The 11,878-nt window shown below is 47.0% G+C and carries 11 protein-coding genes; 7 read left to right on the forward strand and 4 right to left on the reverse strand.

Going from position 1 to position 11,878, the window contains the following annotated elements:
- Positions 1-5 precede the first annotated feature (5 nt).
- The 4 genes from JKJ11_RS18530 to JKJ11_RS18545 all read right to left on the reverse strand — a co-directional run bounded on the left by JKJ11_RS18530 (position 6) and on the right by JKJ11_RS18545 (position 4,059).
- Positions 6-803, reverse strand: coding sequence for an enoyl-CoA hydratase-related protein (locus JKJ11_RS18530; RefSeq protein ID WP_031493625.1), 798 nt, complete (start codon positions 801-803; stop codon positions 6-8).
- A 12-nt stretch (positions 804-815) separates the two neighbouring features.
- Positions 816-2,429, reverse strand: a complete 1,614-nt coding sequence (locus tag JKJ11_RS18535; protein ID WP_252039728.1) for a carboxyl transferase domain-containing protein — start codon at positions 2,427-2,429, stop codon at positions 816-818.
- 11 nt (positions 2,430-2,440) lie between these two features.
- On the reverse strand, positions 2,441-3,610 hold the full coding sequence (locus tag JKJ11_RS18540) for an isovaleryl-CoA dehydrogenase (protein WP_252039729.1): 1,170 nt from the start codon (positions 3,608-3,610) through the stop codon (positions 2,441-2,443).
- Positions 3,611-3,681: 71 nt separating this feature from the next.
- Positions 3,682-4,059 carry a MerR family transcriptional regulator gene (locus tag JKJ11_RS18545; protein WP_006074362.1) on the reverse strand — a complete coding sequence of 126 codons (378 nt, stop codon included), beginning with the start codon at positions 4,057-4,059 and terminating at the stop codon, positions 3,682-3,684.
- A gap of 244 nt (positions 4,060-4,303) precedes the next feature.
- Between JKJ11_RS18545 and JKJ11_RS18550 the strand changes: the two genes are divergently transcribed.
- From JKJ11_RS18550 to JKJ11_RS18580, 7 genes are read left to right on the forward strand one after another with little or no spacing between them, the layout of a single operon-like run.
- Positions 4,304-5,503 carry a thiolase family protein gene (locus JKJ11_RS18550; protein WP_252039730.1) on the forward strand — a complete coding sequence of 400 codons (1,200 nt, stop codon included), beginning with the start codon at positions 4,304-4,306 and terminating at the stop codon, positions 5,501-5,503.
- A 16-nt stretch (positions 5,504-5,519) separates the two neighbouring features.
- On the forward strand, positions 5,520-7,013 hold the full coding sequence (locus tag JKJ11_RS18555; RefSeq protein ID WP_252039731.1) for a CoA-acylating methylmalonate-semialdehyde dehydrogenase: 1,494 nt from the start codon (positions 5,520-5,522) through the stop codon (positions 7,011-7,013).
- Between the two features lie 59 nt (positions 7,014-7,072).
- Positions 7,073-8,227, forward strand: coding sequence for an acyl-CoA dehydrogenase family protein (locus JKJ11_RS18560; RefSeq protein ID WP_252039732.1), 1,155 nt, complete (start codon positions 7,073-7,075; stop codon positions 8,225-8,227).
- Positions 8,228-8,251: 24 nt separating this feature from the next.
- Entirely contained in the window at positions 8,252-9,034 is a 783-nt protein-coding gene (locus JKJ11_RS18565; RefSeq protein ID WP_252039733.1) for an enoyl-CoA hydratase, read from the forward strand.
- 9 nt (positions 9,035-9,043) lie between these two features.
- The gene (locus JKJ11_RS18570) at positions 9,044-10,174 is read left to right on the forward strand and encodes an enoyl-CoA hydratase/isomerase family protein (protein ID WP_252039734.1); all 1,131 of its coding nucleotides are present in this window, start codon (positions 9,044-9,046) and stop codon (positions 10,172-10,174) included.
- An 11-nt stretch (positions 10,175-10,185) separates the two neighbouring features.
- Positions 10,186-11,109, forward strand: a complete 924-nt coding sequence (gene mmsB / locus JKJ11_RS18575) for a 3-hydroxyisobutyrate dehydrogenase (RefSeq protein ID WP_252039735.1) — start codon at positions 10,186-10,188, stop codon at positions 11,107-11,109.
- Complete coding sequence (locus JKJ11_RS18580) at positions 11,110-11,868, forward strand: SDR family oxidoreductase (RefSeq protein ID WP_031493739.1); 759 nt, start codon at positions 11,110-11,112, stop codon at positions 11,866-11,868.
- The last annotated feature ends 10 nt before the right edge of the window (positions 11,869-11,878 follow it).

Raw genomic sequence — 11,878 nt, forward strand, 5'->3', positions numbered from 1 at the left:
AGAATTTACTCCTCTTCTTTCCAAATAGGCGGCACTTTGTCGAAGAAGGCTTGCAGACCTTTCTGACCTTGAGAAGAGGTACGGGCCTCGGCAATAACTTGGCTTGTGAAATCAATCAATTGAGGATCGATTGGATGATTGTGGCAGTGCTGAATCAAAGCCTTAGTGTTTGCTATTGCGTTTGGACTATTGGCAACGAATTTGTCGACCAGTGCATCCACGAAGGGATCTATCTTACTACCTAGTAGCACCTCGTGAACAATTCCAAGCTCCAGAGCTTGAGGGGCGCCCATGACTTCAGCACTCAGCATATAACGTCGAGCATAACGGGCACCTATGGTACGAATGACGTAAGGTCCAATGGTCGCAGGTACAAGTCCAAGTTTCACTTCGCTAAGACAAAATCGACAGTCGGCATGGGCAACCACTACATCGCAGCAGCACAGCAACCCTAAAGCCCCGCCAAATGCCGAACCTTGAACGACAGCTACGGTTGGAATCGTTAGCGTGTCTAGACGCTTCATTAGTTCGGCAAGTTTTTGGGCATCTTCCAAGTTTTCGTTTTGACTTTTGTTAGCCATGGATTTCATCCAGGCTAAATCAGCCCCTGCGGAGAAGTGCTTTCCGTTACCACGTAACACTAAGCAGCGGATATTCTTGTCGTTCCCAACGCGATGCAGTGCATCGAGCAGATCGGCAACCATCGCGTCATCAAAGGCATTGCTTTTATGTTGACGATCTAACGTCAGATGAGCGACTCCCTTAGTGTCGACGGTAAATTGAATAGCATTAAGTTCAGTCATAGCCGCCGCCCGTTACATTCGAAAGATGCCAAATTCACTATCGAGGATAGGAGCGTTATCAGTAGCATGCAATGCAAGTGTCAAAATACGGCGTGTGTCTTTGGGATCGATAATGCCATCGTCCCAAAGCCTAGCACTGGCGTAATAGGGATGGCCTTCATTGTTATATCGGTCGACGATATTTTGTTTGTAGCTTTGCTCTTCCTGTTCAGGCCATTGTTGATTCTGACGTTTCTTCACCTCACGTTTTACTTGAGTGAGTACGTTGGCCGCTTGTAATCCCCCCATCACTGAGATACGCGCATTTGGCCACATCCACATCATTGTTGGGTCGTAGGCTCGGCCACACATGCCGTAATTGCCTGCGCCATATGAACCCCCAATGATGATAGTGAACTTGGGCACATCGGCACATGAGACCGCCATGACCAGTTTCGCGCCATGTTTTGCTATACCGCCTTCTTCATATTGCTTGCCGACCATAAAACCGGTGATATTCTGAAGAAACAGCAGCGGGATTTTACGTTTGGCACACAGTTCAACAAAATGCGCGCCTTTTTGGGCTGACTCGGAAAATAAGATGCCGTTGTTGGCAACAATTCCAATGAGTCGTCCATCAATTCGAGCAAAACCACAGACTAAGGTTGCTCCGTAAAGTGCTTTGAACTCGTCAAATTCAGAGTCATCGACGATTCGAGCTATCACTTCACGGACATCGAAGGACAGCCTTAAGTCACAGTTTACAATGCCATATATCTCAGTTGGGTCATAACTAGGTGATCCTGTTTTTGTCGCGGTATGAGTGGCTGGTAGCGTATTGCTTATGTTAGTGCTCGAAACGGCTTGTCGTGCTAACTCCAACGCGTGTTGTTCGTTGTGGGCATAATAGTCAGCGACACCGGACTTTTTACAGTGTACGTCCGCGCCGCCTAGTTCTTCATCGGTCACTTCTTCTCCGGTCGCTGCTTTTACGAGAGGGGGGCCTGCGAGAAAAATCGTACTTTGATTTTTGACCATAATGGATACGTCAGCCATAGCGGGAACATACGCGCCGCCAGCGGTACATAGGCCGAGAACCACAGCGATTTGCGGTATGCCTTTTGCCGACATTCGAGCTTGATTAAAGAAAATGCGCCCGAAATGGTCCTTGTCTGGAAATACTTCGGCTTGGTGAGGCAAATTTGCTCCCCCGGAGTCAACAAGATAGATACAGGGAAGGTGGCATCGCGCCGCTATTTCTTGGGCTCGAAGGTGCTTTTTGACGGTCAGCGGGTAGTAGGTTCCGCCTTTAACGGCGGGATCGTTAGCAATGATCATACATTGAGTGTTGCAAACCGTACCAATTCCAGCGACGACTCCTGCACAAGGTACTTTGTCCTCGTATACCTCCCATGCTGCAAATTGACCAATTTCAAGGAAATCAGAATGCTGATCGAGCAGGGCATTAATACGTTCGCGAACCGGAAGCTTTCCTTTTGCACGTTGACGTTGAATGGCTTTTTCGCCACCGCCTTCCGCGATGGTTGAAAGGTCGGTTTCAAGCTGTGCCACAAGCGCATTCATTGCTTTTTGGTTTTTTAGATAAAGCTCTGAATTGGGTTTCACTTTACTGACAATTTTAGTCATAAATCCCTCCGCTATTGAGACTCTTGGAATAGCTCTCGGCCGATAAGCATGCGGCGGATTTCCGATGTGCCGGCACCGATTTCATATAGCTTAGCGTCACGCAACAAACGTCCTGCTGCATATTCATTGATATAGCCATTCCCGCCTAACAATTGGATCGCATCTAACGCCATTTGTGTTGCAAGCTCAGCGTTGTAGAGAATGACACCAGCAGAATCTTTTCGAGTAATTTCGCCTCTATCGCAAGCGCTGGCGACCGCATACAAATAGGCACGTGCAGCATTGCAGCGTGTATACATATCAGCGAGTTTTGCTTGGACCAATTGAAACTCACCAATAGAGCGGCCGAACTGCTTTCGTTCGTGAACGTAGGGGACAACCAAATCAAGGCAGGCCTGCATGATGCCTAGCGGACCCGCTGCTAGCACGACACGCTCGTAGTCAAGCCCGCTCATCAGTACTTCAACACCGTGATTGATTTCCCCTAGAACATTTTCTAAGGGTACTTTGCAGTTTTGAAACACAAGTTCGCAGGTGTTGGAGCCTCTCATGCCAAGTTTGTCGAGTTTTTGTGCGTGGCTGAATCCTTCGAATTGTTTTTCAATAATGAAAGCAGTAATGCCGTGTTGAGCCGCTGAAGGTTCAGTCTTGGCATAAACCACAACCACATCCGCATCTGGGCCATTGGTAATCCACATCTTGCAGCCATTAAGCACAAAGTGGTCACCGTGTCTTTCTGCGCGAAGCTGCATGCTTATGACATCTGAGCCTGCATTTGCTTCACTCATCGCTAATGCACCAATGTGAGTACCGTCAACGAGTCTTGGGAGGTATTTTGCTCGCTGGGCGTCATTACCATTTCGAAAGATTTGATTAACGCAAAGGTTGGAGTGAGCTCCGTAACTGAGGGCAATGGAAGCAGAAGCGCGGCTGATTTCTTCTAGAGCGATGACATGAGCAAGATACCCCATGGCAGCACCACCATATTGCTCGTCAACGGTTACGCCGAGTAGACCCATCTCACCAAGCTCTGGCCAAAGGTGGTTTGGAAATGCGTTATCCGCATCCACTTGCGCAGCGATAGGGGCGATGCGCTCACGAGCAAAACCATTGACATGCTCGCGCAGTAAATTGATGGATTCATCAAGCCCAAAATTCAGTGGGCTGTACTGACTAATCATAGAACCTCCCTTTATCTGGAAGAGACTCTACATCCTATTACTTTGGCAATGCATCACAGCGTCAGGAGCAATTAGCTTGTTTTCTGCTTTCCTAAGGCTTCGATACAACGTTTCTTTGCCACAGATAAGTCTTCCAGTAGTGCATTAATGTCTTCAAGTTGGCGTTTTAAAACCGCTTCTTTTTCATCAATGATGTTGAGCATTTGCGTGAGCTGATGCTCTCCCTGATGTGTGTCATAAAGCTCAAATAACTCGCGTATCTCAGCAAGAGAGAACCCAAGTCTTTTACCGCGCAGTATTAACTTCAAGCGAATCTTGTCTCTTCGTTGATAGATTCGCATCGTCCCTTTACGGTCAGGTTGTATTAATCCTTCATCTTCGTAAAAACGAATGCTGCGAGTTGTTACATCAAATTCTTTTGCGAGCTCGCTGATCTTATAAGTTTCCATCGGTTACTGCTCTCCGAACTATGTTTTGGTCAGGCTTCGCGACCACTGCATTAATTTTAAAAGTCATTACCCAGTCGTTTGATGTAGTGATGTCCGACATTAGCGTAATGAAAAAATGATACGTTATTAAGTTGTTTCTTTACGTTTACGTAAATGTTAGTGCTATGCTTACTCATACGTCAAGGAAATAGTCGAGAATGCAGTTTAAAGACCAACGTCGTCACAAGGGCACAAGGAGAGAGTAATGCATCAACGAGAAGTCTGGATTGTCGCTGCAAAACGAACACCGATGGGACGGTTTCAAGGTGAACTGTCGTCATTCACTGCTCCACAGTTGGGAAGTGCTGCGATAAAGGCGGTGTTGAATGATGTTGCTTTAGACCGATCTTCCGTTGATGAACTCTTGATGGGATGTGTGTTGCCTGCTGGGTGTGGTCAAGCGCCAGCAAGACAGGCTGCTCTAGGCGCTGGAATAGAGGAGTCGGTTCCTTGTACCACGATTAATAAGGTATGCGGCTCTGGCATGAAAACGGTAATGCTTGCCCATTCGATGATTCAATTTGGCGAGGCAAACTGTGTGATCGCTGGTGGTATGGAAAGCATGACCAACGCGCCTTACTTGTTGCCCAATGCAAGACAAGGGATGCGAATCGGACACAAGTCTGTGTACGACCATATGTTTACCGATGGTTTAGAGGATGCCTATGAAGGCAAGCTAATGGGCGTGTACGGTCAAGCCGTCGCTGATGAGCTTGGTTTCTCTCGCGAGCAAATGGACAGCTGGGCGACCATGTCTGCAGAGCGTGCGCTCAATGCGCAGCAACAAGGTTTATTTAGCAACGAAATAGCGCCACTCGATAGCAAGCGATATGGGCCCATTAATGATGACGAACTGCCAAAAACCATCAATCTCGACAAAATTCCAAAGCTGAAACCCGCCTTTAGTCAACATGGCACTATTACCGCAGCGAACTCAAGTGCTATCTCTGACGGAGCGGCTGCGCTTCTACTGATGGAAAAAGAGCAGGCTATGGCTCAGCAGCTCAAACCTTTAGCCATTATTAAAGGACATGCATCGTTTGCCAGAAAGCCTAGTGAATTTACCCTGGCCCCCGTTGGAGCTATCAAACAGTTACTTACTAGACTCGAATGGCGCGTGGATGACGTGGATGGATGGGAGATCAATGAGGCGTTTGCTGTCGTCACGCAAATAGCGGTGAATCATTTTAAATTGGATAGCGACAAAGTGAATGTGAATGGAGGAGCCTGTGCGTTAGGTCATCCTCTTGGTGCAAGTGGCGCACGAATATTGGTTACTCTAATTCATAGTTTGATAGCAAAACTAGCGGATTCAGAGAGCGAGAAAAGCTCGCTCAAAGGTGTAGCTGCATTGTGTATTGGTGGTGGGGAAGCGACCGCAATAGCTGTGGAAATTCCACGTTAATAAGGAGAGGGAGATCATGAGTGAGAAAGTGCCTTTGTTTATCGACGGTGAATGCCGTCAATCATTAGCATCTGAATGGCTAGACGTCACCAATCCAGCGACCAATGAAATCATTGGCTCGGTACCAGTCACGCTAGACATTGAGATGCAGCGTGCTATTGAAAGTGCCTTACAAGCGCAAAAGGATTGGAAAGACGTACCTGTTTCTGAACGCGCGCGAGTGATGCTTCGTTATCAGCATTTACTCAAGGAACATCATGATGATATCGCTGAATTGCTTTCAAAAGAGACAGGCAAAACATTGGCGGATGCCAAGGGAGATGTTTGGCGTGGCATTGAGGTCGTCGAGCAAGCCGCCAATATTGCCAGCAATATGATGGGAGAGACCGTCGAGAATGTAGCGACAGACATAGATGGCTATTCTATTGTTCAGCCTCTTGGCGTTTGCTGTGGCATTACGCCTTTTAACTTTCCAGCCATGATTCCGCTTTGGATGTTTCCTATTGCGATTGCGGCCGGAAACAGCTTTATCCTCAAACCCTCTGAACAGGTGCCGCTAACATCCATAATGCTCGCCGAGTTATTTCAGCAGGCGGGTGCACCTAGGGGAGTTCTTCAAGTGATTCACGGTACTAAGCCTCAAGTGGATTATTTGCTGAAACATCCGGATATCAAAGCCATATCATTTGTAGGCTCGGTACCGACCGCTCGATACATCTATCAAGTAGGCACTCAATACCACAAACGGGTTCAAGCATTTGCAGGGGCTAAAAATCATATGGTGGTTATGCCGGATGCAAATAAAGCTCAGGTAATAAATAACCTTGTAGGAGCATCCGTCGGAGCGGCGGGGCAGCGATGTATGGCGATTTCAGTCGCTGTATTTGTTGGTTCCTCTAAGCAATGGATAGCTGAACTGAAAGTTGAAATGGCGAAGATTAAACCTGGATCCAAAGAGGATCCTGAAGCTGCTTACGGTCCATTAATCAGCCAACAGGCTAAGCAGCGAGTTTTGTCTTTTATTGAGGAAGGTAAGCGATCTGGAGCGATATGCGAACTGGATGGTAGTCACTGTAAAGTAGATGGCTATCCCAATGGCAATTGGGTTGGCCCCACCTTGTTTAGCGGTGTTACGACTGACATGTCTATCTACCAACAAGAAATTTTTGGTCCGGTTTTAGTGTGCATTGAAGTGGATACGCTCGAACAGGCGCTTGAGCTAGTAAATCGAAATCCCTACGGTAACGGAACTTCAATTTTCACTGCTAGTGGCGCTGCTGCAAGGAAATATCAACACGAAGTGCTTGTCGGTCAGGTAGGGATCAATGTTTCTATTCCCGTGCCATTACCATTTTTCTCTTTCACCGGATGGCGTGGGAGTTTTTATGGTGATCTGCATGCTTACGGTAAGCAAGCTGTGCGGTTCTATACGGAAACCAAAACAGTCACGTCGCGTTGGTTTGACGATGATATTCCTGATGGGCCTAATTTGACGATTCAACTTAAGTAGTTTCACTGCGGAAAATCGCAGAGTGATTAAGTCATGACAGTGGATGGTGAGGTAATGCTATGGATTTTGAACTGAATGAAGACCAACGAGCGTTTTCGGAGACGGCTTTTCAGTTTGCCAATGAGCACTTAATGCCTAATGCAGCACAATGGGACGAAGAATGTATCTTCCCTAAAGATGTGTTAAAGCAAGCAGGTGAATTGGGCTTTTTGGCACTGTATACACCAGAGCAAGAAGGTGGCTTAGGATTAAGCCGCCTTGACTCGTCTATTGTGTTTGAAAAGCTAAGCATGGGTTGTACCTCCACCACGGCTTTTATGACCATCCACAATATGGTGACATGGATGGTAGCCAGTTTTGGTACGGAAGAGGCTAAGCAGGCGTTTTGTCCTAGTTTAATTAGTGGAGACTGGCTGGGGTCTTACTGTCTAACGGAGGCGACTGCGGGATCAGATGCGGCTTCTCTGCTGACAACTGCTGAGAGACAGGACGATAGCTATATCATTAACGGTTCAAAAGCCTTTATCTCAGGAGGTGGGGAGACCGATGTACTAGTGGTAATGGCAAGAACGGGTGGCGCTGCTGCTAAAGGTATTTCGGCATTTGTTGTACCAGCAGATTGTGATGGGATCAGTTATGGGCGCAAAGAGCCTAAGATGGGCTGGAATAGTCAACCAACGCGAGCCATAACATTCGATAACGTTGTTGTCCCCGCGAAATATCGCTTAGGTGAAGAGGGACAAGGCTTTACCTTTGCTATGAAAGGGCTGGATGGTGGGCGAATTAATATCGCGACTTGTTCCGTAGGAACGGCACAACATGCGTTAAACCAAGCTGCTCAGTATCTCCATGAACGAAAGCAGTTTGGAAGCAGTTTGAGTCAGTTTCAAGCCTTACAGTTTAAGTTAGCAGACTTAGCAACGGAGTTGGTTGCGGCGAGACAGATGGTACGTTTGGCGGCATTTAAACTCGATAACCAACATCCAGATGCGACAACCTATTGCGCGATGGCGAAACGATTTGCTACCGACGTTGGATTTAAGGTGTGCGATGGTGTGTTGCAACTCTTTGGCGGTTACGGATACATCAAAGAGTATTCGCTTGAGCGTCATTTCAGAGACGTAAGAGTGCATCAAATCTTAGAAGGGACCAACGAGATCATGCGTATGATCATCGCAAGACGAGTTCTAAGCGACGCATTCGCGATTGAGTAACGCATTCAACACGGAGAAGACAAAATGTCAGAGGTCAGTTCGATTCCTTATACCATTGATAATCACGTGGCTGTGTTAACCATGCACAATCCACCTGCCAATACGTGGACGTGTGAAAGCTTAGTTCGTCTTAAACAGCTGATATTTGAGCTAAACGATAACAAAGATGTTTATGCGCTGGTTATCACCGGCAACGGAGACAAATTCTTTTCCGCCGGTGCTGATTTGAAGGTTTTTGCTCAAGGGGATAAAGAAAGTGCCTGCACCATGTCAAGAGTGTTCGGAGAAGCGTTTGAGGCGTTGTCCCTTTTTCGCGGCGTATCAATTGCCGCTATTAACGGCTACGCAATGGGAGGCGGTTTAGAGCTAGCGCTCGCTTGTGATATTCGAATTGCAGAGCAACAGGCCGTTTTAGCACTTCCGGAAGCTAAAGTTGGTTTACTACCTTGTGCGGGGGGAACGCAAAACCTTACGGCTCTGGTAGGTGAAGGCTGGGCAAAACGAATCATTTTGTGTGGAGAACAAGTGTCGGCACAAAAAGCACTGGATATACGATTGGTTGAAGAGGTTGTCGAAAGGGGTAAGGCGTTGTCTGTTGCGTTAGCATTGGCAGAGCAAGTAGCTCATCAATCACCGAGCTCGGTAACGGCATGCAAGACATTGATTCAGTCAAATCGACACGATTTTATTTCTCATGGTTTAGTCAAAGAACGAGAACTGTTCATCCGATTGTTTGATACTGAAGATCAGCGAGAAGGGGTGAATGCTTTTCTAGAAAAAAGGCCACCCGAATGGAAGAACAGCTAGGAGAGCAAAATGTCAGATACGGTTAACTTTCAAGAAATTCCTTGTGGTGAAGGTGGTTATGTTATCGCAGTTGCCACTCTAGACAATAGCGCCTCATTGAATGCACTTACTCACAATATGATTGTGTTACTAAAACAACAACTTGAACAATGGCATCAGGATGAGCGAGTTGTGTGTGTCGTGTTGGATGGTGCGGGAGAAAAGGCATTTTGCGCTGGTGGCGATGTCAGAGCCATGCACACTATGATGAAGACACAACCCGCGGATGTGGCCAAAGCGTATTGCGAGCAGTTTTTTAGCGTGGAATACGAATGCGACTACCTCATTCATAGCTACTGTAAGCCTATCATTGGTTGGGGGAACGGTATTGTAATGGGCGGAGGAATGGGGCTTTTTATGGGAACTAGCCATAAGGTTGTCACGCCTACATCACGCTTAGCCATGCCAGAAATCAGCATCGGTCTGTTCCCCGATGTAGGCGCTACCTACTTTCTTAATCAACTTGAAGACCGCTTGGGCCTATTTTTAGGACTGACGGGCGTCATGTTTAATGCCACGGATGCGATGGACATTCATATGGCAGATCACCTAGTTGCCCCAGATGCAAAAGAGAAACTGATTAATCAATTGCAGGAAACCGATTGGAGCTGCGTTGACGACAGTTACGAATTTCTCTCTGAGTGCTTGGAGAAATTGGCCGAAAAAGATGACACTACTTTACCAGCATCACAGTTGAAACCACGTTTGGATGAAATCTGTGCAGCGTGTAACGCCACTGACATTGGTAGTGTGTTTGCCAACATTATGGCGTTACAGGGTAACTATAAGTGGTTGGTGGCGGCAAAGCATAACCTGTCACAAGGCAGCCCTATCACAGCTCACATCTGCTTTCGACAAATCAACGATTATAGTCATTTAACACTTGCAGATTGCTTTCGACTCGAACTGATTCTTGGTGTTAGGAGTGCCACATTGGGGGAGTTTGAAGAGGGGGTGCGTTCACGTCTAGTTGACAAAGACGGCGCACCGCATTGGAAGTATCCAAACATCAACTCAGTTAATAAAGCCGTAATTGACGAGTTGTTTACCTCATTGTGGCGAGAGCAAGAACATCCGCTATTTCAGCTTGGTCGGGTTTAAGGAGAAGCGCTATGAATAAGTCAGAATGTAATACCATTGCGTTTGTTGGGCTTGGTAACATGGGCAGCCCTATGGTGGAAAACCTGTTAAAAGCGGGTTTTTCCGTCAATGTCTTTGACCTTGTCCCTGAGCTTGCTAAGCAGCTTGAGTCTGTCGGTGCGAAGGCATTTATCAGCCTAGAAGCTGCGGTTGAAAATGTTGATGCTGTAATAACCATGCTTCCTGCGGGAGAGCATGTGCGAGCGGTGTATTTAGGTGACCACCATGGAGGAGAAGGGCTACTCAAACTGGTAAAACCGGGTACATTCCTTATAGATTCTTCGACAATCGAGCCGGATTCCGCAAAGTTAGTTGCTAAAGAGGCGACCAAAAATGGATTGAGTTTTGTTGATGCGCCTGTCTCTGGTGGCGTAGCAGGTGCCAAGGCTGGAACGCTTACATTTATTGTTGGTGGAACTGATCAAGCGTTTGAAACCTCCAAACAAATCTTGGCTCATATGGGTAAGAACATATTTCATGCCGGACAAGCTGGCGATGGCCAAATGGCCAAAATTTGTAATAACTTGTTATTGGGTATTGTAATGTCCGGCACCTGCGAAGCCTTAAGCCTTGGTATCGATAACGGTCTCAACCCTGAGGTACTCTCAAATATTATGCAACAAAGCTCTGGAAGAAACTGGGTTTTAGAACTATATAACCCTTGTCCGGGAGTAATGGAATCCGCTCCAGCGAGCAATCAGTACGCTCCGGGCTTTATGAGTAAGTTGATGTCAAAAGACTTGGGGTTAGGGATGCAGGCAGCGGCTAATAGCCAATCGGCTGTTCCTATGGGCGCATTAGCGCGTAATCTCTATGCATTTCATAACAATAATGGCAATGCAGAGTTAGATTTCTCCAGTCTGTTTGAGTATTTTCGTAGTGAAAGGGAGAAGTAGATGGAACTGAAACAGAGCGTTATCGCCATTACTGGTGCTGGCCAAGGATTAGGTCAAACAATGGCGACAAGTCTCGCACAACAAGGAGCGCATCTCGCATTGATGGACGTGAACCTTGAAGCGTTGGCACAGACCAAACAGTTGTGTGAGGATTTAGGGGTTAAAGCACAGATCTACCAAGTTGACGTGACCAATGAAGAACAGGTGGAATCTGTATTTAGTGACATTGTCACTGATTTTGGTGCGCTAAATGGTTTAATCAATAATGCCGGTATTCTTCGTGATGGCATGCTAGTTAAAGCGAGAGATGGTGAGATATCTAAGATGTCTTTAGACCAGTTCAACTCGGTCATTAACGTCAATCTCACCGGTACGTTTTTATGTGGCCGTGAAGCCGCAGTAAAAATGATCGAAACGGACTCAAGAGGTGTGATTATCAACATCTCAAGCGTGTCGAGGGCGGGAAACATGGGGCAAACCAACTATGCCGCTTCTAAAGCGGCGGTGGCGACCATGGCTTCTGTTTGGGGGAAAGAACTTGCGCGCTATGGCATTCGCGCTGCTGCCATTGCTCCGGGCGTCGTTGAGACATCAATGACCGCGCAAATGAAGCCAGAAGCTCGTGAAAGACTTGAGCATATGGTTCCCGTAAGACGAATGGCCGATCCGTCAGAGATCGCTCATACGGTGCGTTTTATACTGGAAAATGAATACGTGAACGGTCGTGTCATCGAAGTGGATGGCGGCTTAGTGATTTAACCGCCTTTGT

This window comes from Vibrio sp. SCSIO 43133 (genome assembly GCF_023716845.1).
In the GTDB taxonomy this organism is placed as follows: Bacteria; Pseudomonadota; Gammaproteobacteria; order Enterobacterales; family Vibrionaceae; genus Vibrio; species Vibrio mediterranei.

Excerpts from the sequence above, each read along its gene's own strand:
- JKJ11_RS18530 (WP_031493625.1), bottom strand. The coding sequence starts at position 803 with ATGACTGAACTTAATGCTATTCAATTTACCGTCGACACTAAGGGAGTC.
- JKJ11_RS18535 (WP_252039728.1), bottom strand. The coding sequence starts at position 2,429 with ATGACTAAAATTGTCAGTAAAGTGAAACCCAATTCAGAGCTTTATCTA.
- JKJ11_RS18540 (WP_252039729.1), bottom strand. The coding sequence starts at position 3,610 with ATGATTAGTCAGTACAGCCCACTGAATTTTGGGCTTGATGAATCCATC.
- JKJ11_RS18545 (WP_006074362.1), bottom strand. The coding sequence starts at position 4,059 with ATGGAAACTTATAAGATCAGCGAGCTCGCAAAAGAATTTGATGTAACA.
- JKJ11_RS18550 (WP_252039730.1), top strand. The coding sequence starts at position 4,304 with ATGCATCAACGAGAAGTCTGGATTGTCGCTGCAAAACGAACACCGATG.
- JKJ11_RS18555 (WP_252039731.1), top strand. The coding sequence starts at position 5,520 with ATGAGTGAGAAAGTGCCTTTGTTTATCGACGGTGAATGCCGTCAATCA.
- JKJ11_RS18560 (WP_252039732.1), top strand. The coding sequence starts at position 7,073 with ATGGATTTTGAACTGAATGAAGACCAACGAGCGTTTTCGGAGACGGCT.
- JKJ11_RS18565 (WP_252039733.1), top strand. The coding sequence starts at position 8,252 with ATGTCAGAGGTCAGTTCGATTCCTTATACCATTGATAATCACGTGGCT.
- JKJ11_RS18570 (WP_252039734.1), top strand. The coding sequence starts at position 9,044 with ATGTCAGATACGGTTAACTTTCAAGAAATTCCTTGTGGTGAAGGTGGT.
- mmsB (WP_252039735.1), top strand. The coding sequence starts at position 10,186 with ATGAATAAGTCAGAATGTAATACCATTGCGTTTGTTGGGCTTGGTAAC.
- JKJ11_RS18580 (WP_031493739.1), top strand. The coding sequence starts at position 11,110 with ATGGAACTGAAACAGAGCGTTATCGCCATTACTGGTGCTGGCCAAGGA.